The following is a 26,876-nucleotide window of genomic DNA, read 5'->3' on the forward strand; positions in this document are numbered from 1 at the left end:
TATAACTGTTTCTTTGTATTTTAGATATAGAGGTAGTGGAATATCTGTATTATTTTGAGTAGACAAGTGTTATTAAGTAAATAAATCATATTAGAACAATAGAAATTACTTTATTACATTTAAATCGTCTTGTAAAATTAAAAAGTGATAAAATTGGAGTTATAGATTTAAAGATGTGTCTACTATCATATCTTAAGTTAAATATGATGAAACGCATAGAACCTCTAATAAGGTGAATACTGAGCAATAAAAGATTGGTATTTTACAAAACTTTCAAGAAGAATGTTTGAGCTTATCAATTGAAATACAAAGGTTTACAACAAGTTTAAAGGAGAGAATGTTATGTCAGAAGAAATGAATGACCAAATGCTAGTAAGACGTCAAAAGTTACAAGAATTATATGATTTGGGGATAGATCCGTTTGGCTCTAAATTTAATCGTTCAGGTTTATCTAGTGATTTGAAAGAAGAATGGGATAAATACTCTAAAGAAGAATTGGCTGAAAAAGAAGAGGAAAGTCACGTATCTATAGCTGGACGACTTATGACAAAACGTGGTAAAGGTAAGGCTGGATTTGCACATGTTCAAGATTTAGCTGGACAAATCCAAATTTATGTTCGTAAAGACCAAGTTGGTGATGAGCAATTTGATATATGGAAAATTGCAGATTTAGGAGACATTGTTGGTGTTGAAGGTGTAATGTTTAAAACAAACACAGGTGAATTGTCCGTTAAAGCCAAAAAATTTACCTTGCTTGCTAAATCTTTAAGACCATTACCGGATAAATTCCACGGCTTGCAAGATATTGAACAAAGATACCGTCAAAGATATTTGGATTTAATTACTAATGAAAATAGTACGCGTACATTTATAAATCGCAGTAAAATCATTCAAGAAATGCGAAATTATTTAAATAATAAAGGTTTCTTAGAAGTTGAGACACCTATGATGCATCAAATTGCTGGTGGTGCAGCTGCTAAACCGTTTGTAACCCATCATAATGCGTTAGATGCAACATTATACATGCGTATTGCAATAGAGTTACATTTAAAACGTTTGATTGTTGGTGGACTTGAGAAAGTATATGAAATTGGAAGAGTATTCCGTAATGAAGGTGTATCAACTAGACATAACCCAGAATTTACAATGATTGAGCTATATGAAGCATATGCAGATTATAATGATATTATGGATTTAACTGAATCAATGGTAAGACATATTGCTAATGAAGTATTAGGATCTGCTAAAGTACAATATGGAGGAGAAACGATTGATTTAGAATCTCCATGGACACGATTGCATATGGTTGATGCTGTTAAAGAAGCTACAGGTGTAGATTTTTATAATGTAACTAGTGATGAAGAAGCTAAAGAATTAGCGAAAGAACATGGCATCGAAATAAAAGATACAATGAAGTATGGACATATTTTAAATGAGTTCTTTGAACAAAAGGTAGAAGAGACTCTTATTCAGCCAACATTTATATATGGTCATCCTACTGATATTTCTCCTCTTGCGAAGAAGAATCCAGAGGACCCTAGATTTACTGATCGTTTCGAATTGTTTATTGTTGGTAGAGAGCATGCAAATGCATTTACAGAATTAAATGATCCTATTGATCAAAGAGCACGTTTTGAAGCGCAACTTGTTGAAAAAGCTCAGGGTAATGATGAGGCACATGAAATGGATGAAGACTACATTGAAGCTTTAGAATATGGTATGCCTCCAACAGGTGGATTAGGTATCGGTATTGATAGATTGGTTATGCTATTGACTGACTCCCCATCAATCAGAGACGTATTATTATTCCCATATATGAGACAAAAATAGTTATTATTGATTGTTAGAAAGAACTCTTTGCATAAAGTGTATGCGAGGGTTCTTTTTAATTATATTTAATGGAGTTGATTAGTTGTGTATGCAGGGATTTTTCTCAAATAGGGCAATTCAATTACGATTTATTTTTAGAATAGTAATGATTAACGATAAAGGTGCTATTTTAAAATGTTGAACGAGTTAGTTAGCCGTTAGGTAAATAAAGATGGAAGTATGTATATAAAATTATACTTAAGAGAAGTGTAAATGGTGGATATTGAGATATCGTATAACAAAATTTGCTATTATAGTATAATTTATCTTAATGAGCTATAAAAGTACTTTAAAATTGTATAGAATGTGTATGGTTTTGTATATATGTATATGATAGAATACTAAAAGTGTTATGAATTAGAAAACACGAGAAACGTCAGTTTTGATGATTGAAAAAGTTGATAAAAAGTGTTGACTTTATTGATCGAATGAAGTAATATATAAAAGTCGTCAAAAACAGACGAAACGTATTAAAGGTTGATGTGACAATCTTCGCATCAAAGTGTAAAATTAACTATTGCACCTTATTAATTAAGCGTGTATCATAAATAAGTAAGTTATTTTGTCTGGTGGCTATAGCAAGGAGGTCACACCTGTTCCCATGCCGAACACAGAAGTTAAGCTCCTTAGCGTCGATGGTAGTTGGACTTACGTTCCGCTAGAGTAGAACGTTGCCAGGCAATGATAAATCGCAAAATTACCTCATCTGGCAGAGCAGCTGCCTTACTAGCTGCAGGGTTCGGCGGATTCGAATCCCGATCATTATCCGCCTTTTATACTTGCATACTGCCGGCTTCATTCTATGGTATAGCTGCTGATTGTAATCAGAAGGTCGGTGGTTCAAGTCCTCTGGCCGGCACCATATTTTGAGCCATTAGCTCAGTTGGTAGAGCATCTGACTTTTAATCAGAGGGTCAGAGGTTCGAATCCTCTATGGCTCATTACGATTTATTTTTAAAAATTAGCAAAATAATGCAGAAGTAGTTCAGCGGTAGAATACAACCTTGCCAAGGTTGGGGTCGCGGGTTCGAATCCCGTCTTCTGCTCCATTATTTTGCCGGGGTGGCGGAACTGGCAGACGCACAGGACTTAAAATCCTGCGGTGAGAGATCACCGTACCGGTTCGATTCCGGTCCTCGGCACCATTTTAGCGCCCGTAGCTCAATTGGATAGAGCGTTTGACTACGGATCAAGAGGTTATGGGTTCGACTCCTATCGGGCGCGCCATTTTTTAATCATTTGAATAACGGGAAGTAGCTCAGCTTGGTAGAGCACTTGGTTTGGGACCAAGGGGTCGCAGGTTCGAATCCTGTCTTCCCGATTACTTCTTAATTCCATTTTATGGGGGCTTAGCTCAGCTGGGAGAGCGCCTGCTTTGCACGCAGGAGGTCAGCGGTTCGATCCCGCTAGTCTCCACCATTTTATTTTAAAGCATGAACATTGAAAACTGAATGACAATATGTCAACGTTAATTCCAAAAACGTAACTATTAGTTACAAACATTATTTAGTATTATGAGCTAATCAAACATCATAATTTTTTATGGAGAGTTTGATCCTGGCTCAGGATGAACGCTGGCGGCGTGCCTAATACATGCAAGTCGAGCGAACGGACGAGAAGCTTGCTTCTCTGATGTTAGCGGCGGACGGGTGAGTAACACGTGGATAACCTACCTATAAGACTGGGATAACTTCGGGAAACCGGAGCTAATACCGGATAATATTTTGAACCGCATGGTTCAAAAGTGAAAGACGGTCTTGCTGTCACTTATAGATGGATCCGCGCTGCATTAGCTAGTTGGTAAGGTAACGGCTTACCAAGGCAACGATGCATAGCCGACCTGAGAGGGTGATCGGCCACACTGGAACTGAGACACGGTCCAGACTCCTACGGGAGGCAGCAGTAGGGAATCTTCCGCAATGGGCGAAAGCCTGACGGAGCAACGCCGCGTGAGTGATGAAGGTCTTCGGATCGTAAAACTCTGTTATTAGGGAAGAACATATGTGTAAGTAACTGTGCACATCTTGACGGTACCTAATCAGAAAGCCACGGCTAACTACGTGCCAGCAGCCGCGGTAATACGTAGGTGGCAAGCGTTATCCGGAATTATTGGGCGTAAAGCGCGCGTAGGCGGTTTTTTAAGTCTGATGTGAAAGCCCACGGCTCAACCGTGGAGGGTCATTGGAAACTGGAAAACTTGAGTGCAGAAGAGGAAAGTGGAATTCCATGTGTAGCGGTGAAATGCGCAGAGATATGGAGGAACACCAGTGGCGAAGGCGACTTTCTGGTCTGTAACTGACGCTGATGTGCGAAAGCGTGGGGATCAAACAGGATTAGATACCCTGGTAGTCCACGCCGTAAACGATGAGTGCTAAGTGTTAGGGGGTTTCCGCCCCTTAGTGCTGCAGCTAACGCATTAAGCACTCCGCCTGGGGAGTACGACCGCAAGGTTGAAACTCAAAGGAATTGACGGGGACCCGCACAAGCGGTGGAGCATGTGGTTTAATTCGAAGCAACGCGAAGAACCTTACCAAATCTTGACATCCTTTGACAACTCTAGAGATAGAGCCTTCCCCTTCGGGGGACAAAGTGACAGGTGGTGCATGGTTGTCGTCAGCTCGTGTCGTGAGATGTTGGGTTAAGTCCCGCAACGAGCGCAACCCTTAAGCTTAGTTGCCATCATTAAGTTGGGCACTCTAAGTTGACTGCCGGTGACAAACCGGAGGAAGGTGGGGATGACGTCAAATCATCATGCCCCTTATGATTTGGGCTACACACGTGCTACAATGGACAATACAAAGGGCAGCGAAACCGCGAGGTCAAGCAAATCCCATAAAGTTGTTCTCAGTTCGGATTGTAGTCTGCAACTCGACTACATGAAGCTGGAATCGCTAGTAATCGTAGATCAGCATGCTACGGTGAATACGTTCCCGGGTCTTGTACACACCGCCCGTCACACCACGAGAGTTTGTAACACCCGAAGCCGGTGGAGTAACCTTTTAGGAGCTAGCCGTCGAAGGTGGGACAAATGATTGGGGTGAAGTCGTAACAAGGTAGCCGTATCGGAAGGTGCGGCTGGATCACCTCCTTTCTAAGGATATATTCGGAACATCTTCTTCAGAAGATGCGGAATAACGTGACATATTGTATTCAGTTTTGAATGTTTATTTAACATTCAAATGATAATGGGCCTATAGCTCAGCTGGTTAGAGCGCACGCCTGATAAGCGTGAGGTCGGTGGTTCGAGTCCACTTAGGCCCACCATTATTTTGTACATTGAAAACTAGATAAGTAAGTAAAATATAGATTTTACCAAGCAAAACCGAGTGAATAAAGAGTTTTAAATAAGCTTGAATTCATAAGAAATAATCGCTAGTGTTCGAAAGAACACTCACAAGATTAATAACGCGTTTAAATCTTTTTATAAAAGAAAACGTTTAGCAGACAATGAGTTAAATTATTTGAAAGCGGAGTTTACTTCTGTAAATGAGCATTTTAAATAATGAAAACGAAACAGTATGTGAGCGTTTGACTTATAAAAATGGTGGAAACATAGATTAAGTTATTAAGGGCGCACGGTGGATGCCTTGGCACTAGAAGCCGATGAAGGACGTTACTAACGACGATATGCTTTGGGGAGCTGTAAGTAAGCTTTGATCCAGAGATTTCCGAATGGGGAAACCCAACATGAGTTATGTCATGTTATCGATATGTGAATACATAGCATATCAGAAGGCACACCCGGAGAACTGAAACATCTTAGTACCCGGAGGAAGAGAAAGAAAATTCGATTCCCTTAGTAGCGGCGAGCGAAACGGGAAGAGCCCAAACCAACAAGCTTGCTTGTTGGGGTTGTAGGACACTCTATACGGAGTTACAAAGGACGACATTAGACGAATCATCTGGAAAGATGAATCAAAGAAGGTAATAATCCTGTAGTCGAAAATGTTGTCTCTCTTGAGTGGATCCTGAGTACGACGGAGCACGTGAAATTCCGTCGGAATCTGGGAGGACCATCTCCTAAGGCTAAATACTCTCTAGTGACCGATAGTGAACCAGTACCGTGAGGGAAAGGTGAAAAGCACCCCGGAAGGGGAGTGAAATAGAACCTGAAACCGTGTGCTTACAAGTAGTCAGAGCCCGTTAATGGGTGATGGCGTGCCTTTTGTAGAATGAACCGGCGAGTTACGATTTGATGCAAGGTTAAGCAGTAAATGTGGAGCCGTAGCGAAAGCGAGTCTGAATAGGGCGTTTAGTATTTGGTCGTAGACCCGAAACCAGGTGATCTACCCTTGGTCAGGTTGAAGTTCAGGTAACACTGAATGGAGGACCGAACCGACTTACGTTGAAAAGTGAGCGGATGAACTGAGGGTAGCGGAGAAATTCCAATCGAACCTGGAGATAGCTGGTTCTCTCCGAAATAGCTTTAGGGCTAGCCTCAAGTGATGATTATTGGAGGTAGAGCACTGTTTGGACGAGGGGCCCCTCTCGGGTTACCGAATTCAGACAAACTCCGAATGCCAATTAATTTAACTTGGGAGTCAGAACATGGGTGATAAGGTCCGTGTTCGAAAGGGAAACAGCCCAGACCACCAGCTAAGGTCCCAAAATATATGTTAAGTGGAAAAGGATGTGGCGTTGCCCAGACAACTAGGATGTTGGCTTAGAAGCAGCCATCATTTAAAGAGTGCGTAATAGCTCACTAGTCGAGTGACACTGCGCCGAAAATGTACCGGGGCTAAACATATTACCGAAGCTGTGGATTGTCCTTTGGACAATGGTAGGAGAGCGTTCTAAGGGCGTTGAAGCATGATCGCAAGGACATGTGGAGCGCTTAGAAGTGAGAATGCCGGTGTGAGTAGCGAAAGACGGGTGAGAATCCCGTCCACCGATTGACTAAGGTTTCCAGAGGAAGGCTCGTCCGCTCTGGGTTAGTCGGGTCCTAAGCTGAGGCCGACAGGCGTAGGCGATGGATAACAGGTTGATATTCCTGTACCACCTATAATCGTTTTAATCGATGGGGGGACGCAGTAGGATAGGCGAAGCGTGCGATTGGATTGCACGTCTAAGCAGTAAGGCTGAGTATTAGGCAAATCCGGTACTCATTAAGGCTGAGCTGTGATGGGGAGAAGACATTGTGTCTTCGAGTCGTTGATTTCACACTGCCGAGAAAAGCCTCTAGATAGAAAATAGGTGCCCGTACCGCAAACCGACACAGGTAGTCAAGATGAGAATTCTAAGGTGAGCGAGCGAACTCTCGTTAAGGAACTCGGCAAAATGACCCCGTAACTTCGGGAGAAGGGGTGCTCTTTAGGGTTAACGCCCAGAAGAGCCGCAGTGAATAGGCCCAAGCGACTGTTTATCAAAAACACAGGTCTCTGCTAAACCGTAAGGTGATGTATAGGGGCTGACGCCTGCCCGGTGCTGGAAGGTTAAGAGGAGTGGTTAGCTTCTGCGAAGCTACGAATCGAAGCCCCAGTAAACGGCGGCCGTAACTATAACGGTCCTAAGGTAGCGAAATTCCTTGTCGGGTAAGTTCCGACCCGCACGAAAGGCGTAACGATTTGGGCACTGTCTCAACGAGAGACTCGGTGAAATCATAGTACCTGTGAAGATGCAGGTTACCCGCGACAGGACGGAAAGACCCCGTGGAGCTTTACTGTAGCCTGATATTGAAATTCGGCACAGCTTGTACAGGATAGGTAGGAGCCTTTGAAACGTGAGCGCTAGCTTACGTGGAGGCGCTGGTGGGATACTACCCTAGCTGTGTTGGCTTTCTAACCCGCACCACTTATCGTGGTGGGAGACAGTGTCAGGCGGGCAGTTTGACTGGGGCGGTCGCCTCCTAAAAGGTAACGGAGGCGCTCAAAGGTTCCCTCAGAATGGTTGGAAATCATTCATAGAGTGTAAAGGCATAAGGGAGCTTGACTGCGAGACCTACAAGTCGAGCAGGGTCGAAAGACGGACTTAGTGATCCGGTGGTTCCGCATGGAAGGGCCATCGCTCAACGGATAAAAGCTACCCCGGGGATAACAGGCTTATCTCCCCCAAGAGTTCACATCGACGGGGAGGTTTGGCACCTCGATGTCGGCTCATCGCATCCTGGGGCTGTAGTCGGTCCCAAGGGTTGGGCTGTTCGCCCATTAAAGCGGTACGCGAGCTGGGTTCAGAACGTCGTGAGACAGTTCGGTCCCTATCCGTCGTGGGCGTAGGAAATTTGAGAGGAGCTGTCCTTAGTACGAGAGGACCGGGATGGACATACCTCTGGTGTACCAGTTGTCGTGCCAACGGCATAGCTGGGTAGCTATGTGTGGACGGGATAAGTGCTGAAAGCATCTAAGCATGAAGCCCCCCTCAAGATGAGATTTCCCAACTTCGGTTATAAGATCCCTCAAAGATGATGAGGTTAATAGGTTCGAGGTGGAAGCATGGTGACATGTGGAGCTGACGAATACTAATCGATCGAAGACTTAATCAAAATAAATGTTTTGCGAAGCAAAATCACTTTTACTTACTATCTAGTTTTGAATGTATAATCTACATTCATATGTCTGGTGACTATAGCAAGGAGGTCACACCTGTTCCCATGCCGAACACAGAAGTTAAGCTCCTTAGCGTCGATGGTAGTCGAACTTACGTTCCGCTAGAGTAGAACGTTGCCAGGCAGAAAATGGATGCGATGAGCCGCATTGAGACCGCAAGGTCTCTTTTTTTTATGCCAAATAAAAAAGTAGATACGAAGAAGAATGGCTTGGCGAAGTGAAAACGTTTGAATCCATAACTAGAAGTATAAGTGAAGATATTCAATACGAAGTACTATAAAAAAGTGAACAGCAGCAAGATAGTTTTTAATTATAAGTCATCTTACTGCTGTTTTTTAGACTTTATGCCTAATATATTTTAAATTGAACACAAAAAGGCAATTAATTATTATACAATAGGCAAGCTATTGTATAAGTAACACTAACTTTTGTCAAAGAAGTGTTACTTTATAATTAATGATTTTATTAGAGCATCTACATGTGGTTTTAAGGCATCATCATCTATACCGCCAAATCCTAATATAAATTTAGGTGTTTTTTTATAGTCTTGTTCATCATCAAAATTATAAACTTGTAATTTTAACTTCATTTTATTAGCTCTATTAAGACACTCTTGCAATGTTAATCCATTCTTTACTGTAATTGTAAAATGCATACCTGTTTCAGCACCTTGGATATCAAGTTGATTTTTGTAAGGTTTCAATCTCTTTAAAATATATGTCAGTTTTCTACGATAAATCCTCCTCATTTTATTTAAATGTCTTTCAAAACTACCGGTAGATATGAACGTTGCTATAAGGTCTTGCATATGAACTGGTACAGTATTACCTTCAATGTGATTTTGGGAGTGATATTTTTTCATTATTGAAAATGGTAGAACCATATAAGCAACACGGCAACTAGGAAAAATAGACTTTGAAAATGTACTGATATAAATTACTTTTTCTCCTCTTGAATATAGACCTTGAATCGCTGGAATAGGTTTACCGAAATATCTAAATTCAGAATCATAATCGTCTTCTATAATAAAACGTTCTTCTTTTTCTTGAGCCCATTGAATTAATTGAGTCCGTTTTTTTAAATCCATCACATATCCAGTTGGAAATTGGTGGGAAGGCGTTATATATACTATATTTTTTTTGGATTTTATTACTTCATCGACGTTTATTCCATTATGTTCAACTTCAATTTGTTCATATTCAACTTGCTTTTTATCTAAAATATTTTTGATTGGTGGATAACTAGGTTTTTCAATAATAAACGTAGAAGTAAAAAGTAAATCGACTAGTTGGTTTACTAATTGTTCGGTAGATGAACCAATTATAATTTGACTTGGATCACAAATCACACCCCGATTAGTAAATAAATAAAATGCCAGTTGAAACCGTAAATGTAATTCTCCCTGAAAGTGACCTCTAAGTAAATTGTTTAAATGATTTGTATCATAAAGATCTTTTGAATACTTTCTGAAAAGTTCTATAGGGAAATGTTTCGTGTCTATTTCATCCAAATTAAAAGCATAATCATAAGCTTCATCACTAGCTTTTGGTTTATATATATCATTTAAAAGAGAAGGGATAGGTTGAGTATTCAAGATTGTTAAAGATTCAATTTCAGATACAAAATAACCAGAACGTGGTCTTGAATAAATGTAACCTTCGTCTAATAGAAGTTGGTATGCATGCTCTACAGTTGTTTGACTAATAGATAAATGTTTGCTTAATTGTCTCTTAGAGTAAAATTTATCACCTTCTTTAAATTGTCCTTCTATTATTTGTTTTTTTAATTTTTCATAAAGTTGATGGTATAAAGTGTTTTTCAATTTAATAACTGACCTCCTAAATTTATGTTATTTTGTACCTTTTTAAATATCAGTTTATACATTACAATGAATTTAATCAACTTGAAAAGGGGTTTTATATATAATGAGTAAAATTATTGGATCAGATAGAGTCAAAAGAGGTATGGCAGAAATGCAAAAAGGTGGCGTTATTATGGACGTTGTCAATGCTGAACAAGCAAGAATAGCAGAAGAAGCTGGTGCAGTAGCAGTAATGGCATTAGAACGTGTACCTTCTGATATCAGAGCAGCAGGTGGTGTTGCACGTATGGCAAACCCTAAAATTGTAGAAGAAGTTATGAATGCAGTTTCTATCCCAGTTATGGCAAAAGCACGAATTGGACACATTACGGAAGCAAGAGTTTTAGAAGCAATGGGTGTAGACTACATTGATGAATCAGAAGTTTTGACTCCTGCTGACGAAGAGTATCATTTAAGAAAAGATCAATTTACAGTACCATTTGTTTGTGGTTGCCGTAATTTAGGTGAGGCTGCGCGTAGAATTGGTGAAGGTGCTGCTATGTTACGTACTAAAGGTGAACCTGGTACAGGTAATATTGTAGAAGCTGTAAGACATATGAGACAAGTTAATTCAGAAGTAAGTCGATTAACTGTAATGAATGATGATGAGATTATGACTTTTGCGAAAGATATCGGTGCACCATATGAAATTTTAAAACAAATTAAAGACAATGGTCGTTTACCAGTAGTTAACTTCGCAGCAGGTGGTGTTGCGACACCTCAAGATGCAGCATTAATGATGGAACTAGGTGCTGATGGTGTATTCGTTGGATCAGGTATTTTCAAATCAGAAGATCCGGAAAAATTTGCTAAGGCAATTGTTCAAGCAACAACACATTACCAAGATTATGAATTAATTGGAAGATTAGCAAGTGAATTAGGTACTGCTATGAAAGGGCTAGATATTAACCAATTATCATTAGAAGAACGTATGCAAGAGCGTGGTTGGTAAGATATGAAAATAGGTGTATTAGCATTACAAGGTGCAGTTCGTGAACATATTCGACATATTGAATTAAGTGGTCACGAAGGTGTGGCGATAAAAAAAGTAGAACAATTACAAGATATAGATGGATTGATATTACCGGGTGGTGAATCAACTACATTACGTCGCTTAATGAATTTATATGGTTTTAAAGAAGCTTTACAAAATTCTTCATTACCGATGTTTGGCACGTGTGCAGGTTTAATTGTACTTGCACAAGATATTATCGGTGAAGAAGGATATCTTAATAAGTTAAATATTACAGTTCAACGTAATTCATTTGGTAGACAAGTTGACAGTTTTGAAACAGAATTAGATATTAAAGGGATTGCTACTGATATTGAGGGTGTTTTTATAAGGGCGCCTCATATTGAAAAAGTAGGTCAAGATGTTGATATCTTATGTAAAGTTAATGATAAAATTGTCGCTGTTCAACAAGGCAAATATTTAGGTGTCTCTTTCCATCCTGAATTAACTGATGATTATAGAGTAACTGCGTACTTTATTAATCAAATTGTAGGTAAAGAGTAGTTCTATATCAACCATACAGGTTTTAAAATAATTATTAATTGAATTAATTTTGCAATATAGACCCCCTTCAAGGCTTATTTGGAGGGGGTTACTATACTACCTTTAAAATAACAATTATAAAAATATCCCTTCAAAGTAATGACTTCATAGAGTCTACTTTGAAGGGATAAATAATTTAAAATTGATTTAGTTATTAAATAAAGAATCCAGCAATTGCAGCTGAAATGAATGATACTAGTGTAGCACCGAATAATAGTTTTAATCCAAAACGGGCAACTGTATCACCTTTTTTATCATTAAGTGATTTAATAGCACCTGAGATAATACCAATAGAACTAAAGTTTGCAAATGATACTAAGAATACTGAAGTAACACCTTTGGCATGTTCAGATAAATCGCCAAGTTTTCCTAGTGCTTGCATTGCAACAAATTCATTTGATAACAATTTTGTAGCCATAACTGATCCAGCTTGTACAGCATCTTGCCATGGTACACCCACTAAGAATGCAAATGGTGCAAATACAAATCCAATTAATGTTTGGAAATCCCATGAAATTGCGCCACCAGATACTGTACTAAAGATATTACTTACAATACCATTTAATAGTGCAATGATTGCAATATATCCAATTAACATTGCACCTACTATGACAGCTACTTTGAATCCATCTAAAATGTATTCGCCCAACATTTCAAAAAATGATTGTTGCTTTTCTTCAGTTTCTTCAACAAGTAATTTGTCATCTTCTTCATTAACTTTATATGGATTAATGATTGAAGCAATAATGAATCCACCAAATAAGTTTAATACAACTGCAGTTACAACATATTTAGGTTCAATTAAGGTAAAGTATGCACCAATAATTGAAGCTGATACCGTTGACATTGCTGAAGCTGTTAATGTATAAAGACGTTGCTTAGGTATGTATGGCAATTGTTTTTTAATTGAAATAAATACTTCAGATTGTCCCAAAATGGCTGCCGCAACAGCATTATATGATTCCAAACGACCCATACCATTAATTTTAGAAATCAAGAAGCCTAAAACATTAATGATTAAAGGTAAAATCTTTGTGTATTGTAAAATACCAATAATCGCTGAAATAAACACGATAGGTAATAATACACTAAAGAAGAATGGAGGTTGTTTAGGATTGATATATTGAATACCACCAAAAACAAAGTTAACACCGTCTGCTGCTTTTAATAATAAGTAATTAAAACCGTTTGATATACCACCAATAACTGTGATACCCATTGTAGTTTTAAGTAAAATAAAGGCAAAGACAAGTTGAATAGCAAGCAAAATTCCTACATATTGCCAGCGTATATTTTTCTTATCTGAGCTAAATAAAAACGCAAGTGCTAAAAAGAAGATAATTCCGATAATCCCAATTAGAATATGCATATATTTTTTCATTCCTTTAGTTTTTTCTACAATCTATCATACAATAAAATGGAAGGGCTAACATCATAAATTTTTGAAAATATAAAAACAAATTAATTGAAAAAGGTCAAAATAGGTCATATAATATAGTCAAAGAAGGTCAAAAAGGGGTGATATTTATGCACAATATGTCGGACATCATAGAACAATACATCAAACGATTATTTGAAGAGTCAAACGAAGATGTAGTTGAAATTCAAAGAGCGAACATTGCGCAGCGATTTGATTGCGTACCTTCACAATTGAACTATGTTATCAAAACTCGATTTACTAATGAACATGGTTATGAAATTGAAAGTAAACGTGGTGGCGGTGGATACATTCGCATCACTAAAATTGAAAACAAAGATGCAACAGGTTATATTAATCATTTGCTTCAGTTGATAGGACCTTCTATTTCTCAACAACAAGCTTATTATATTATTGATGGGCTTTTAGATAAATTACTAATAAATGAGCGAGAAGCTAAAATGATTCAAGCAGTTATTGATAGAGAAACACTGTCAATGGATATGGTTTCAAGAGACATTATTAGAGCAAATATTTTAAAACGATTGTTACCAGTTATAAACTATTACTAAATGAAATGAGGTGTTGAAGTGCTCTGTGAAAATTGTCAACTTAATGAAGCGGAATTAAAAATCAAAGTTACAAGTAAAAATAAGACAGAAGAAAAAATGGTGTGTCAAACTTGTGCAGAAGGTCATTATCCATGGAATCAAGCGAATGACCAACCTGATTATCAAGAACATCAAGATGATATTGAAGAAGCATTTGTTGTTAAACAAATTTTACAACATTTAGCAACGAAGCATGGTATTAATTTTCAGGATGTGGCATTTAAAGAAGAAAAACGTTGTCCAACATGTGATATGACATTAAAGGATATCGCACATGTGGGTAAATTTGGTTGCGCTAATTGTTATGCGACATTTAAAGATGACATCATTGATATCGTCCGCAGAGTTCAAGGGGGACAATTTGAACACGTAGGAAAGACACCACATTCTTCACATAAAAAAATTGCATTAAAGAAGAAAATTGAAGAGAAAAACAAATATTTAAAGCAACTTATAGAAGTGCAAGACTTTGAGCAAGCGGCTATTGTCAGAGATGAAATAAAGGCGCTAAAGTCTGAAGGTGAGGTGCAACATGATGACGCATAACATTCACGATAATATCAGCGAATGGATGAGAAACGAAGAAGAAGCGCCGATTGTGATGTCTTCACGAATACGATTAGCGCGCAATTTGGAAAATCATGTGCATCCATTAATGTATGCTTCTGAAAATGATGGCTTTAGGGTAATTAATGAAGTACAAGATGCTTTACCACATTTTCAATTAATGCGACTAGATCAAATGGATCAGCAAAGTAAAATGAAGATGGTTGCTAAACATTTAATTAGCCCAGAGTTAATAAAACAACCTGCAGCAGCAGTGTTAGTAAATAATGATGAATCTTTAAGTGTAATGATAAATGAAGAAGATCATATTCGTATTCAAGCGATGGGGACTAATTCGACGTTGCAAGCGTTATATGATCAGGCTTCAGCAATTGATGATGAATTAGATCGTAACCTTGATATTAGTTATGATGAAAAACTTGGATATTTAACAACATGTCCTACAAATATAGGTACTGGGATGCGAGCAAGTGTGATGCTACATTTACCTGGTTTATCTATTATGAAAAGAATGACTCGAATTGCTCAAACAATTAATAGATTTGGATATACGATTAGAGGTATATATGGTGAAGGATCACAAGTTTATGGGCACACTTATCAGGTTTCTAATCAACTTACACTTGGTAAATCAGAATTAGAAATAATTGAAACATTAACTGAAGTTGTTAATCAAATTATTCATGAAGAAAAACAGATAAGACAAAAATTAGACACTTATAATCAATTAGAAACTCAAGACCGTGTTTTTCGCTCGCTAGGCATTTTACAAAATTGTAGAATGATAACTATGGAAGAGGCTTCTTATAGATTAAGCGAAGTTAAACTTGGTATAGATTTAGATTATATTAAATTACAAAACTTTAAGTTTAATGAATTAATGGTTGGTATACAATCACCATTTTTATTAGATGAAGAAGATGACAAATTTGTGAAAGAAAAACGAGCAGATATACTAAGAGAACACATAAAGTAGGAGGTCATTATATTATGCTATTTGGTAGATTAACTGAACGTGCGCAGCGTGTGTTAGCACATGCTCAAGAAGAAGCAATTCGTTTAAACCATTCAAATATAGGTACAGAACATTTACTATTAGGTTTAATGAAAGAACCTGAAGGAATTGCTGCAAAAGTATTAGAAAGTTTTAACATTACTGAAGATAAAGTAGTAGAAGAAGTTGAAAAGTTAATTGGACATGGTCAAGATCATGTCGGAACTTTGCATTATACACCTAGAGCTAAAAAAGTTATTGAATTATCTATGGATGAGGCTAGAAAGTTACATCATAATTTTGTCGGAACAGAACATATTTTATTAGGTTTAATCCGTGAAAATGAAGGTGTTGCTGCAAGAGTATTTGCAAATCTTGATTTGAATATTACAAAAGCACGTGCGCAAGTTGTAAAAGCTTTAGGAAATCCGGAAATGAGTAATAAAAATGCACAAGCAACTAAAGCCAATAATACGCCTACATTAGATAGTTTAGCGCGTGATTTAACTGTCATTGCTAAAGATGGCACATTAGATCCTGTTATTGGACGTGATAAAGAAATTACACGTGTTATCGAAGTATTAAGTAGACGTACTAAAAATAATCCAGTACTTATTGGAGAACCAGGCGTTGGTAAAACTGCTATCGCTGAAGGATTGGCACAAGCAATTGTGAATAACGAAGTTCCTGAGACGTTAAAAGATAAAAGAGTTATGTCATTAGATATGGGTACTGTTGTTGCAGGTACAAAATATCGCGGTGAGTTTGAAGAACGTTTAAAAAAAGTAATGGAAGAAATCCAACAAGCAGGTAATGTAATTCTATTTATTGATGAATTGCATACTTTAGTTGGTGCTGGTGGCGCAGAAGGTGCAATAGACGCGTCTAATATTCTAAAACCAGCATTAGCTCGCGGTGAATTGCAATGTATTGGTGCTACAACTCTAGATGAATATCGTAAAAACATTGAAAAAGATGCAGCCTTAGAACGTCGATTCCAACCAGTTCAAGTTGATGAACCTTCTGTTGTAGATACAGTAGCAATTTTAAAAGGTTTAAGAGATCGATATGAAGCGCATCACCGTATCAATATTTCAGATGAAGCAATCGAAGCGGCTGTTAAATTAAGTAATAGATATGTTTCAGATCGCTTCTTACCGGACAAAGCAATCGATTTAATTGATGAAGCAAGTTCTAAAGTTAGGCTTAAAAGTCATACGACTCCTAACAATTTAAAAGAAATTGAACAAGAAATTGAAAAAGTGAAAAATGAAAAAGATGCAGCTGTACATGCGCAAGAGTTTGAAAATGCTGCTAATTTACGTGATAAACAAACAAAACTTGAGAAACAATATGAAGAAGCCAAAAATGAATGGAAGAATACTCAAAATGGTATGTCAACGTCCTTATCAGAAGAAGATATTGCAGAAGTCATTGCTGGATGGACAGGCATTCCATTAACTAAAATCAATGAAACAGAATCTGAAAAACTACTTAGTCTTGAAGATACGTTACATGAAAGAGTTATCGGTCAAAAAGATGCAGTTAATTCTATTAGTAAGGCAGTTAGACGTGCACGTGCAGGATTGAAAGATCCAAAACGTCCAATTGGTAGTTTTATATTCCTTGGTCCAACTGGTGTTGGTAAAACAGAATTAGCTCGAGCATTAGCAGAATCAATGTTTGGTGATGATGATGCAATGATTCGTGTAGATATGAGTGAATTTATGGAAAAACACGCTGTGAGCCGTTTAGTTGGCGCACCTCCAGGATATGTTGGACATGATGACGGTGGACAGTTAACTGAGAAAGTTAGACGTAAACCATATTCTGTAATCTTATTCGATGAAATTGAAAAAGCGCATCCTGATGTATTTAATATTTTATTACAAGTTCTTGATGATGGGCATTTAACAGATACGAAAGGTCGCACAGTTGATTTTAGAAATACGATTATAATTATGACTTCAAATGTTGGCGCTCAAGAATTACAAGATCAACGCTTTGCAGGGTTCGGTGGATCAAGTGATGAACAAGATTATGAAACTATTCGCAAAACAATGTTGAAAGAATTGAAAAACTCATTCCGCCCAGAATTTTTAAATCGTGTTGATGATATTATTGTATTCCACAAATTGACAAAAGAAGAATTAAAAGAAATCGTGACAATGATGGTTAATAAATTAACTAATCGATTATCTGAACAAAATATTAATATTGTAGTTACAGATAAAGCAAAAGATAAAATCGCTGAAGAAGGATATGATCCTGAATATGGTGCAAGACCATTGATTAGAGCGATTCAAAAAACTATCGAGGATAATTTAAGTGAATTAATTTTAGATGGCAATAAAATAGAAGGTAAAAAAGTTACGGTGGATCATGATGGTAAAAAATTCAAATACGACATCGATGAAGAATCTTCTGAAACTATAGAAACATCACAAGCATAATAATAAAGACAGTCTGAAACATTAATTTGTTTTGGACTGTCTTTTTATACGCAGATTAATTAAATAACTATAATCATTAAGTTAGAATAGTGTTTGAAGCTCGAATATTCTAACGATGTTTGTTGACTGATGTTGTATAAACTGAACTATGCAATATAGTAAAATTTATAGGTTATAAAAATATTGCTACTTGATGTAACATTAAGGTATATCAAATTAAAATTATTTTCTACAATATTGTGACAAGTTGAGTTGAATTAATTTAATAAGAAAGTATTAAGATTTTAGTATAGAAAGTCAACTTCTATCAACATTATACAAGTTTATTTTATAATATTCGTAAAAAATAAAACTAATAAAACAGTTTGCCTTAGTACTCATGTTAAAATACAAACAAATGTAACTCACATTTAATTTGTCATAATGAGGTTGTGCGTTTAAAATAGATTTGTTCAAAGGAAAGTGGAGGTGCAATTTTGGCCAAGAAAAAAGTGATTTTTGAATGTATGGCTTGTGGTTATCAATCTCCTAAATGGATGGGAAAATGTCCCAATTGTGGTGCTTGGAATCAAATGGAGGAAATTGTTGAAAAAGCTGCCAATCCAAAGCATGGAGTAAAAACAAAAGAAATAGCTGGTAAAGTACAAAAATTAAATAGTATTAAACATGAAACGACACCTAGAGTATTAACGGATTCTGCAGAATTCAACCGCGTATTAGGTGGCGGTATTGTTAGCGGATCACTGGTCCTGATAGGTGGAGATCCAGGTATTGGTAAGTCAACGTTACTTTTACAAATTTGTGCTTCTTTATCACAAAAGAAAAAAGTGTTATATATTACTGGGGAAGAATCCCTTAATCAAACGAAACTTCGAGCAGAGCGTTTAGATGAAGACTCTAGTGAATTACAAGTATTAGCAGAAACAGATTTAGAAGTTATATATCAGACAGTTAAAGAAGAACAACCAGACTTACTAGTAGTTGATTCTATTCAAACGATTTATCACCCTGAAATTAGTTCGGCACCGGGCTCTGTTTCACAAGTTCGTGAAAGTACACAAAGTTTAATGAACATTGCTAAACAAATGAATATTGCAACTTTTATTGTTGGACATGTAACGAAAGAAGGTCAAATTGCAGGTCCTAGATTATTGGAACATATGGTAGATACAGTGCTTTATTTTGAAGGTGATGAACATCATGCATATCGAATTTTACGTGCTGTTAAAAACCGTTTTGGCTCTACAAATGAAATGGGTATTTTTGAAATGAAACAAAGCGGATTAAAAGGTGTTAATAATCCGTCTGAAATGTTTTTAGAAGAACGTTCTACAAATGTTCCTGGGTCTACAATTGTTGCAACAATGGAAGGTACAAGACCACTTTTAATAGAAGTACAAGCGCTTGTGACACCGACAACATTTAATAATCCGAGAAGAATGGCAACGGGAATTGATCATAATCGACTTAGTTTACTAATGGCTGTTTTAGAAAAGAAAGAAAATTATTTATTACAGCAACAAGATGCTTATATCAAAGTCGCAGGTGGTGTGAAATTAACAGAGCCAGCTGTTGATTTAAGTGTAATTGTGGCTACCGCATCAAGCTTAAAAGATAAAGCAGTTGATGGTTTAGATTGTTACATTGGAGAAGTTGGTTTAACGGGTGAGGTACGTCGCGTATCTCGGATAGAGCAGCGCGTACAAGAAGCTGCAAAGTTAGGCTTCAAACGTGCAATTATTCCTAAAAATAATATTGGCGGATGGACATATCCAGAAGGGATTCAAGTAATTGGCGTAACTTCTGTACATGAAGCACTATCATTCGCTCTACATTCATAAAACATCTAGAAAGGAGGACATTGTGTGAATATCGTTAAACTAATTGTTATTATTATTTACTTAATTATTGGGAGTGCATTAGGAATTATTATTATTCCCGAAATTGCCAATGATCTTGGATTGCAAGACTCAAATTTGTTAAAAAATCATTATGTTGATGGCATAATTGGAAGTATTTTTATTTTCTTAGTCTTTGGAATATTTATTAGACGATTTGCAAATGCTATAAGAGGGTTAGAACATTTTATAATGCGTAGAAGCGCTGTCGAGATATTATTTGCTACAATAGGATTAATCATTGGATTACTTATATCTGTCATGGTTTCATTTATTTTAGAGTCAATTGGTAATTCAATTTTCAATCATTTCATTCCAGTTATAATTACCATACTATTATGCTATTTTGGTTTTCAATTCGGACTTAAAAAACGAGATGAAATGTTAATGTTTTTACCTGAAAATATCGCACGCTCTATGTCTCAGCACACTAAAAGTGCAACACCAAAAATTATCGACACAAGCGCAATTATTGACGGACGAATTTTAGAAGTTATTCGTTGCGGTTTTATCGATGGCAATATATTAATTCCACAAGGTGTGATTAATGAATTGCAAATTGTTGCAGATTCAAATGATAGTGTCAAACGTGAGAAAGGTAAACGAGGGTTGGACATATTAAATGAATTGTATGACTTGGATTATCCAACAAAAGTTATACATCCAACTAAATCACATAGTGATATCGATACGATGTTATTAAAATTGGCCAAACAATATCACGCAAGCATTATTACAACAGATTTTAATTTGAATAAAGTTTGTCATGTACATGGTATAAAAGCATTAAATGTTAATGATCTATCAGAAGCAATTAAACCAAATGTACATCAAGGAGATCAGCTACATATTTTATTAACAAAGATGGGCAAAGAACCTGGTCAAGCTGTTGGATATTTAGATGATGGAACGATGGTTGTTGTTGATAATGCTAAAAATTTAATTGGAAGTCACGTTCATTTAGAAGTAGTGAGTCTATTGCAAACATCTTCAGGAAGAATTGTATTTGCTAAAAAATTAGATGATACTGTCACTTTATAATAGGGTGCTGACTATCATATATTAATAACCTTAAAGCAAATGAATTATCAAACTTTATAAATAGTGCTAAAATATCACTGAAAAACATACATTTGGTGATATGATTGTTTAAAAAATATCAAAGTTATTCTTATAGAAATTAAGACATTAAAAAGCAGAATTAATGATGACATGATTTAACAGTTAAGTCTTAAATTGATTATGCAGTACAATCATACATTTTAAGATAATTAAAATGTAAAAGATAAGTAGTCTTGTTTCTTAAGAATAGCTTTTTTAAAGTGTTGAAAAACACCAAGATTCTATTAAAAATTTAAGCGTATTACCTAGGAAATTATGTTATGATATAACAATGAAATTATTTTAAAAGTCGTGTTAAAAGCGTGGTTTCAAATTTTAACAATAAGACTATAAGAACATTTGTTATTACGGTCGAAGCTAACAAATGAACAAATTAAATGCATGATTATGAAAATAGGAGTGAATATAATGAGTGACCGCATAAGAGTAAGATATGCACCAAGTCCAACTGGATACCTTCATATTGGTAACGCAAGAACTGCGTTATTTAATTACTTATTTGCTAAACATTACAATGGAGATTTCGTTATCCGTATTGAAGATACGGATAAAAAACGTAACCTAGAAGACGGTGAAGCATCACAATTTGATAATTTAAAATGGTTAGGTTTAGATTGGGATGAGTCAGTAGATAAAGATAAAGGATTCGGACCATACCGTCAATCTGAGCGTCAACATATTTATCAACCATTAATAGATCAATTATTAGCGGAAGACAAAGCTTATAAATGTTATATGACTGAAGAAGAGTTGGAAGCTGAACGTGAAGCTCAAATCGCACGTGGTGAAATGCCTCGTTACGGCGGACAGCATGCACATTTGACTGAAGAACAACGTCAACAATTTGAAGCTGAAGGACGTCAGCCTTCTATACGTTTCCGAGTACCTCAAAATCAAACTTTTGCATTTGATGATATGGTTAAAGGAAATATTTCATTTGATTCAAATGGTATTGGAGACTGGGTAATCGTTAAAAAAGACGGAATACCAACATATAACTTCGCGGTAGCTATTGATGATCACTATATGGAAATTTCAGATGTCATTCGTGGCGATGATCATATTTCTAATACACCTAAACAAATCATGATTTATGAAGCATTTGGATGGGAACCACCTCGTTTTGGTCATATGTCTTTAATTGTAAATGAAGAACGTAAAAAGTTAAGTAAGCGTGATGGACAAATTTTACAATTTATTGAGCAGTATCGTGATTTAGGCTATTTACCAGAAGCATTATTTAATTTTATTGCGTTATTAGGATGGTCTCCAGAAGGCGAAGAAGAAATCTTCTCAAAAGATGAGTTTATCAAAATCTTTGATGAAAAGCGTTTATCAAAATCACCAGCATTTTTCGATAAGCAAAAATTGGCTTGGGTAAATAATCAATATATGAAACAAAAAGATACTGAAACAGTATTCCAATTAGCATTACCAGACTTAGTTAAAGCAAATTTAATACCTGAAAATCCATCTGAAGAAGATTTAGAATGGGGACGTAAGCTTATAGGTCTTTATCAAAAAGAAATGAGCTATGCAGGTGAAATTGTACCTTTATCAGAAATGTTCTTTAAAGAAATGCCGGCGTTAGGTGAAGAAGAGCAACAAGTAATTGATGGCGAACAAGTTCCAGAATTAATGACTCACTTATATAGTAAACTAGAAGCGCTTGAACCATTTGAAGCGGCAGAAATTAAAAAGACAATTAAAGAAGTTCAAAAAGAAACAGGTATTAAAGGTAAACAATTATTTATGCCTATTCGTGTTGCTGTAACTGGTCAAATGCATGGACCTGAATTACCTAATACTATTGAAGTACTTGGTAAAGAAAAAGTATTGAATCGTCTAAAACAGTACATTTAAGCATTAAATAAAATTGAAGTAGCATATACTTGAATTTTAAGACGTAAGCGCCTATGATAAAGTTGTATTAACAAATTACAACATAAAGATTGAAAGTTTTAATAAAGTTGAAGGATTAGTAATTAAATTTTTACGATTCAGAGAGTGTACGGTTGCTGAGAGTACAACGTAAAATTAATGAATGCACCTTCGTATACTTAACTAAATATATAATGAGAGTAATTGGTATTTTAAAGAAGATGTTTGCAAACATTGCAACTTTGTTAATCTTTTAAGGTGCCGTTTACTGAATTCAGAGTGGAACCGTGCGGAAGCGCCTCTAACATTACAAATTGAATGTTAGTGGCGTTTTTTTAATCATTTAAATTAAAGATAAGTTAATTATATATTTACGTAGTTCAATCATTGAGGAGGAAATGATCTTGTTAAAAAGAATGAGAGACGACATAAAAATGGTATTTGAGCAGGATCCAGCGGCACGTTCAACAATAGAAATCATTACAACATATGCCGGGTTACATGCAGTATGGAGTCATTTGATTGCACATAAATTATACAATCAAAAAAAATATGTTGCAGCACGCGCAATATCTCAAATTTCAAGATTTTTTACAGGTATAGAAATTCATCCAGGAGCCAAAATTGGTAAACGTCTATTTATTGATCACGGTATGGGCGTAGTGATTGGTGAAACATGCACAATCGGTGATAATGTAACAATTTATCAAGGCGTTACACTTGGCGGTACAGGGAAAGAAAAAGGGAAAAGACATCCGGATATCGGAGATAATGTTTTAATCGCAGCAGGGGCTAAAGTTTTAGGGAATATAAAAATAAATTCAAATGTAAATATTGGTGCAAATTCAGTAGTTTTACAATCTGTACCAAGTTATTCAACAGTCGTTGGTATACCAGGACATATTGTTAAGCAAGATGGTGTTAGAGTCGGCAAAACATTCGACCACCGTAACCTACCAGATCCAATTTATGAACAAATTAAGCATTTAGAACGACAACTTGAAAAGACTAGGAATGGAGAGATTCAAGATGATTACATTATATAATACACTTACGCGTCAAAAGGAAGTGTTCAAACCAATAGAACCAGGGAAAGTAAAAATGTATGTGTGTGGTCCGACCGTATATAACTATATCCACATAGGGAATGCGAGACCAGCTATTAACTATGACGTAGTAAGACGCTACTTTGAATATCAAGGTTACGATGTAGAATATGTATCTAACTTTACGGACATAGACGATAAATTAATTAAACGTTCTCAAGAATTAAACCAATCAGTTCCTGAAATAGCAGAAAAATACATTGCTGCATTTCACGAAGATGTTGGTGCTTTAAATGTTAAGAAAGCTACATCGAATCCACGTGTTATGGATCATATGGATGACATTATCAAGTTTATTAAAGATTTAGTTGATCAAGGATATGCTTATGAAAGCGGTGGTGATGTTTACTTTAGAACGCGTAAATTTGACGGTTATGGTAAATTAAGTCATCAATCAATTGATGATTTAAAAGTTGGTGCGCGTATAGATGCAGGTGAATATAAGGAAGATGCATTGGACTTTACATTGTGGAAAAAAGCTAAGCCAGGTGAGATAAGCTGGGATAGCCCGTTTGGCGAAGGTCGTCCAGGGTGGCATATTGAATGTTCAGTTATGGCATTTCATGAACTAGGTGCAACGATAGATATTCATGCAGGTGGTTCGGATTTACAGTTTCCACATCATGAAAATGAAATTGCGCAATCTGAAGCACATAATCATGCGCCATTTGCTAATTATTGGATGCATAACGGTTTTATTAATATTGATAATGAAAAAATGAGTAAATCATTAGGGAACTTTATATTAGTACACGACATTATTAAAGAAGTAGATCCAGATGTACTAAGATTCTTTATGATCAGTGTACATTATAGAAGTCCGATTAATTACAATTTAGAATTAGTAGAATCAGCTCGTAGTGGACTTGAGCGTATTCGTAATAGCTATCAGTTAATCGAAGAGCGCGCAGAAATTGCTACTAATATTGAAAATCAACAATCTTATATTGAACAAATTGATACAATTTTAAATCGTTTTGAAACAGTTATGAATGATGATTTTAATACGGCTAATGCCATTACAGCGTGGTACGATTTAGCGAAATTAGCAAATAAATATGTACTTGAGAATACGACATCAACGGAAGTTATAGATAAATTTAAAGCGGTGTATCAAATTTTTAGTGATGTGTTAGGCGTTCCTTTGAAATCTAAAAATGCAGATGAATTATTAGATGAAGATGTTGAAAAACTAATCGAAGAACGTAATGAAGCAAGAAAAAATAAAGATTTTGCAAGAGCTGATGAAATCCGAGATATGTTGAAAGAGCAAAATATTATTTTAGAAGACACACCTCAAGGGGTTAGATTTAAACGTGGATAACCAACAAGATTATCAAATAAAGTTATTAAATCCATTAACTCTAGCATATATGGGAGACGCAGTTTTAGATCAATATGTACGTAACTATATTGTTATGAAACTTAAAAGTAAGCCGAATAAATTACATCAAATGTCAAAAAAATATGTATCTGCAAAAAGCCAAGCTCAGACGCTAGAACTTCTAATTGAACATAAATGGTTTACAGAAGAAGAAATGGCGATTTTAAAGCGAGGACGTAATGCGAAAAGTCATACTAAAGCAAAGAATACCGATGTTCAAACTTATCGTAAAAGTTCTGCATTGGAAGCTGTTATCGGTTTCCTTTATTTGGATAAGAGAGAAGAACGATTAGAAGCATTATTAAATAAAATTATAACCATAGTTAATGAAAGGTAGTGGCGACATGGAAGATACAGTTATTGTTGGTAGGCATGCTGTCAGAGAAGCAATTATTACTGGACACCCTATAAATAAAATATTGATTCAAGAAGGTATAAAAAAACAACAAATCAATGAAATTTTAAAAAATGCGAAAGATCAAAAAATCATTGTCCAAACAGTGCCAAAATCTAAATTAGATTTTTTAGCAAATGCACCTCACCAGGGTGTAGCAGCCCTCATTGCACCATATGAATATGCAGATTTTGGACAATTTTTAAAACAGCAAAAAGAAAAAGATGGTTTATCGACAGTACTTATATTAGATGGATTAGAAGATCCACACAATTTAGGATCAATTTTAAGAACTGCAGATGCAACAGGTGTTGATGGTGTGATTATACCTAAACGACGATCAGTTACTTTGACGCAAACTGTTGCTAAAGCATCAACTGGCGCTATAGAACATATTCCTGTGATACGTGTAACAAATTTAGCTAAGACAATTGATGAACTTAAAGAAAATGGTTTTTGGGTAGCAGGTACAGAAGCAAATAATGCTACGGACTATAGAAATCTTGAAGCGGATATGTCATTAGCAATTGTCATTGGTAGTGAAGGGCAAGGTATGAGCCGCCTAGTAAGTGATAAATGTGACTTCTACATTAAAATACCAATGGTAGGACATGTAAACAGTCTAAATGCGTCAGTTGCAGCCAGTTTAATGATGTACGAAGTGTTTCGTAAAAGACATGACGTTGGAGAAATATAATGAAGGAACGTTACTTAATCATTGATGGGTATAATATGATTGGTCAATCACCAACATTAAGCGCTATTGCAAAAGAAAATTTGGAAGAAGCACGGTTACAATTAATTGATGCAATTGCAAACTATAATGCAGTTATTTCAGATGAAATTATTTGTGTTTTCGATGCTTATGAACAATCTGGTATTGAGAGAGAATATATGTACCATGGTGTTAAAACGATTTTCACAAAGGAAAAAGAGACTGCGGATAGTTTCATTGAAAGATATGTGTATGAACTTTATGACAAGCACACAAAACACATTACAGTTGTTACTAGTGATATGAGTGAGCAACATGCAATTTTCGGATCGGGTGCATATCGAATTTCTTCAAGAGAAATGTGGAGAGATTTGAAAGAAAATGAAATTGATGTAAGTAAATCGTTAGATGATATTAGTGAAAATAAGCCAAGAACTAGAATTCCGCTTTCTTCTGAGATACTTGCAGAATTCGAAAAAATTCGACGAGGACATCATAAAAAGTAAG

General features: G+C 36.0%; 17 protein-coding genes, 7 tRNA genes and 4 rRNA genes. 26 read left to right on the plus strand and 2 right to left on the minus strand.

Annotated elements, in window-relative coordinates:
• Positions 1-342 precede the first annotated feature (342 nt).
• The 12 genes from lysS (at position 343) to rrf (SAMSHR1132_RS02470) (ending at position 8,534) form a co-directional block, all read left to right on the plus strand.
• Positions 343-1,830, plus strand: coding sequence for a lysine--tRNA ligase (lysS, locus tag SAMSHR1132_RS02410; protein ID WP_001288209.1), 1,488 nt, complete (start codon positions 343-345; stop codon positions 1,828-1,830).
• 604 nt (positions 1,831-2,434) lie between these two features.
• A 5S ribosomal RNA gene (rrf, locus tag SAMSHR1132_RS02415) occupies positions 2,435-2,549 on the plus strand.
• A 188-nt stretch (positions 2,550-2,737) separates the two neighbouring features.
• Positions 2,738-2,810: transfer RNA gene (locus tag SAMSHR1132_RS02425), tRNA-Lys, on the plus strand.
• Positions 2,811-2,843: 33 nt separating this feature from the next.
• Positions 2,844-2,918 (plus strand) — tRNA-Gly (locus tag SAMSHR1132_RS02430).
• A gap of 7 nt (positions 2,919-2,925) precedes the next feature.
• Positions 2,926-3,014 (plus strand) — tRNA-Leu (locus tag SAMSHR1132_RS02435).
• Between the two features lie 5 nt (positions 3,015-3,019).
• Positions 3,020-3,096 (plus strand) — tRNA-Arg (locus SAMSHR1132_RS02440).
• Positions 3,097-3,116: 20 nt separating this feature from the next.
• A tRNA-Pro gene (locus SAMSHR1132_RS02445) sits at positions 3,117-3,190 on the plus strand.
• Positions 3,191-3,212: 22 nt separating this feature from the next.
• A tRNA-Ala gene (locus SAMSHR1132_RS02450) sits at positions 3,213-3,288 on the plus strand.
• 120 nt (positions 3,289-3,408) lie between these two features.
• Positions 3,409-4,960, plus strand: a 16S ribosomal RNA gene (locus tag SAMSHR1132_RS02455).
• Positions 4,961-5,056: 96 nt separating this feature from the next.
• A tRNA-Ile gene (locus tag SAMSHR1132_RS02460) sits at positions 5,057-5,133 on the plus strand.
• Positions 5,134-5,424: 291 nt separating this feature from the next.
• Positions 5,425-8,347 (plus strand): 23S ribosomal RNA (locus SAMSHR1132_RS02465).
• A 72-nt stretch (positions 8,348-8,419) separates the two neighbouring features.
• Positions 8,420-8,534 (plus strand): 5S ribosomal RNA (gene rrf / locus SAMSHR1132_RS02470).
• The 16S, 23S and 5S rRNA genes sit together here with 7 tRNA genes alongside, the layout of an rRNA operon.
• 319 nt (positions 8,535-8,853) lie before the next feature.
• Here rrf (SAMSHR1132_RS02470) and pdxR read toward each other — a convergent pair.
• The gene (gene pdxR, locus SAMSHR1132_RS02475; protein WP_000799260.1) at positions 8,854-10,233 is read right to left on the minus strand and encodes a MocR-like pyridoxine biosynthesis transcription factor PdxR; all 1,380 of its coding nucleotides are present in this window, start codon (positions 10,231-10,233) and stop codon (positions 8,854-8,856) included.
• 103 nt (positions 10,234-10,336) lie between these two features.
• On the opposite strand from pdxR, the gene pdxS reads away from it, so the two are divergent.
• Together pdxS and pdxT are read left to right on the plus strand one after the other, a co-directional pair.
• Positions 10,337-11,224: a pyridoxal 5'-phosphate synthase lyase subunit PdxS gene (gene pdxS, locus SAMSHR1132_RS02480; RefSeq protein WP_000034728.1), complete on the plus strand. Its 888-nt coding sequence runs from the start codon at positions 10,337-10,339 to the stop codon at positions 11,222-11,224.
• 3 nt (positions 11,225-11,227) lie between these two features.
• The gene (gene pdxT, locus SAMSHR1132_RS02485; protein ID WP_000690443.1) at positions 11,228-11,788 is read left to right on the plus strand and encodes a pyridoxal 5'-phosphate synthase glutaminase subunit PdxT; all 561 of its coding nucleotides are present in this window, start codon (positions 11,228-11,230) and stop codon (positions 11,786-11,788) included.
• A 193-nt stretch (positions 11,789-11,981) separates the two neighbouring features.
• Here pdxT and SAMSHR1132_RS02490 read toward each other — a convergent pair whose 3' ends face one another.
• Positions 11,982-13,196 carry a NupC/NupG family nucleoside CNT transporter gene (locus SAMSHR1132_RS02490; protein ID WP_000547791.1) on the minus strand — a complete coding sequence of 405 codons (1,215 nt, stop codon included), beginning with the start codon at positions 13,194-13,196 and terminating at the stop codon, positions 11,982-11,984.
• A gap of 158 nt (positions 13,197-13,354) precedes the next feature.
• Between SAMSHR1132_RS02490 and SAMSHR1132_RS02495 the strand changes: the two genes are divergently transcribed.
• From SAMSHR1132_RS02495 to SAMSHR1132_RS02550, 12 genes are all read left to right on the plus strand, one after another.
• Positions 13,355-13,816 carry a CtsR family transcriptional regulator gene (locus SAMSHR1132_RS02495; RefSeq protein WP_000551760.1) on the plus strand — a complete coding sequence of 154 codons (462 nt, stop codon included), beginning with the start codon at positions 13,355-13,357 and terminating at the stop codon, positions 13,814-13,816.
• A gap of 18 nt (positions 13,817-13,834) precedes the next feature.
• Positions 13,835-14,401: a UvrB/UvrC motif-containing protein gene (locus SAMSHR1132_RS02500; protein ID WP_000882064.1), complete on the plus strand. Its 567-nt coding sequence runs from the start codon at positions 13,835-13,837 to the stop codon at positions 14,399-14,401.
• Positions 14,391-15,398 carry a protein arginine kinase gene (locus tag SAMSHR1132_RS02505; protein ID WP_014373784.1) on the plus strand — a complete coding sequence of 336 codons (1,008 nt, stop codon included), beginning with the start codon at positions 14,391-14,393 and terminating at the stop codon, positions 15,396-15,398. Before SAMSHR1132_RS02500 ends, SAMSHR1132_RS02505 begins: the two co-directional genes overlap by 11 nt.
• Before the next feature lie 14 nt (positions 15,399-15,412).
• Positions 15,413-17,869 (plus strand): ATP-dependent Clp protease ATP-binding subunit, encoded by a 2,457-nt coding sequence (locus SAMSHR1132_RS02510; protein WP_000897144.1) that lies wholly within the window; start codon positions 15,413-15,415, stop codon positions 17,867-17,869.
• A gap of 476 nt (positions 17,870-18,345) precedes the next feature.
• Complete coding sequence (radA, locus tag SAMSHR1132_RS02515; RefSeq protein WP_001085214.1) at positions 18,346-19,710, plus strand: DNA repair protein RadA; 1,365 nt, start codon at positions 18,346-18,348, stop codon at positions 19,708-19,710.
• 24 nt (positions 19,711-19,734) lie between these two features.
• A complete protein-coding gene (locus SAMSHR1132_RS02520; protein WP_001028364.1) occupies positions 19,735-20,808 on the plus strand; it encodes a PIN/TRAM domain-containing protein in 1,074 nt (357 codons plus the stop codon).
• A 489-nt stretch (positions 20,809-21,297) separates the two neighbouring features.
• A complete protein-coding gene (gltX, locus tag SAMSHR1132_RS02525) occupies positions 21,298-22,752 on the plus strand; it encodes a glutamate--tRNA ligase (RefSeq protein ID WP_001283783.1) in 1,455 nt (484 codons plus the stop codon).
• Between the two features lie 416 nt (positions 22,753-23,168).
• Positions 23,169-23,816, plus strand: coding sequence for a serine O-acetyltransferase (cysE, locus tag SAMSHR1132_RS02530; RefSeq protein ID WP_014373785.1), 648 nt, complete (start codon positions 23,169-23,171; stop codon positions 23,814-23,816).
• Positions 23,800-25,200, plus strand: a complete 1,401-nt coding sequence (gene cysS, locus SAMSHR1132_RS02535) for a cysteine--tRNA ligase (protein WP_000631959.1) — start codon at positions 23,800-23,802, stop codon at positions 25,198-25,200. Before cysE ends, cysS begins: the two co-directional genes overlap by 17 nt.
• Positions 25,193-25,597, plus strand: coding sequence for a Mini-ribonuclease 3 (locus SAMSHR1132_RS02540; RefSeq protein WP_000370188.1), 405 nt, complete (start codon positions 25,193-25,195; stop codon positions 25,595-25,597). Before cysS ends, SAMSHR1132_RS02540 begins: the two co-directional genes overlap by 8 nt.
• A gap of 7 nt (positions 25,598-25,604) precedes the next feature.
• A complete protein-coding gene (gene rlmB, locus SAMSHR1132_RS02545) occupies positions 25,605-26,351 on the plus strand; it encodes a 23S rRNA (guanosine(2251)-2'-O)-methyltransferase RlmB (RefSeq protein ID WP_000390335.1) in 747 nt (248 codons plus the stop codon).
• A complete protein-coding gene (locus tag SAMSHR1132_RS02550) occupies positions 26,351-26,875 on the plus strand; it encodes an NYN domain-containing protein (protein ID WP_000664733.1) in 525 nt (174 codons plus the stop codon). Before rlmB ends, SAMSHR1132_RS02550 begins: the two co-directional genes overlap by 1 nt.
• The last annotated feature ends 1 nt before the right edge of the window (position 26,876 follow it).

Origin of the sequence: Staphylococcus argenteus, assembly GCF_000236925.1 — a bacterium.
GTDB classification, from domain to species: Bacteria; Bacillota; Bacilli; order Staphylococcales; family Staphylococcaceae; genus Staphylococcus; species Staphylococcus argenteus.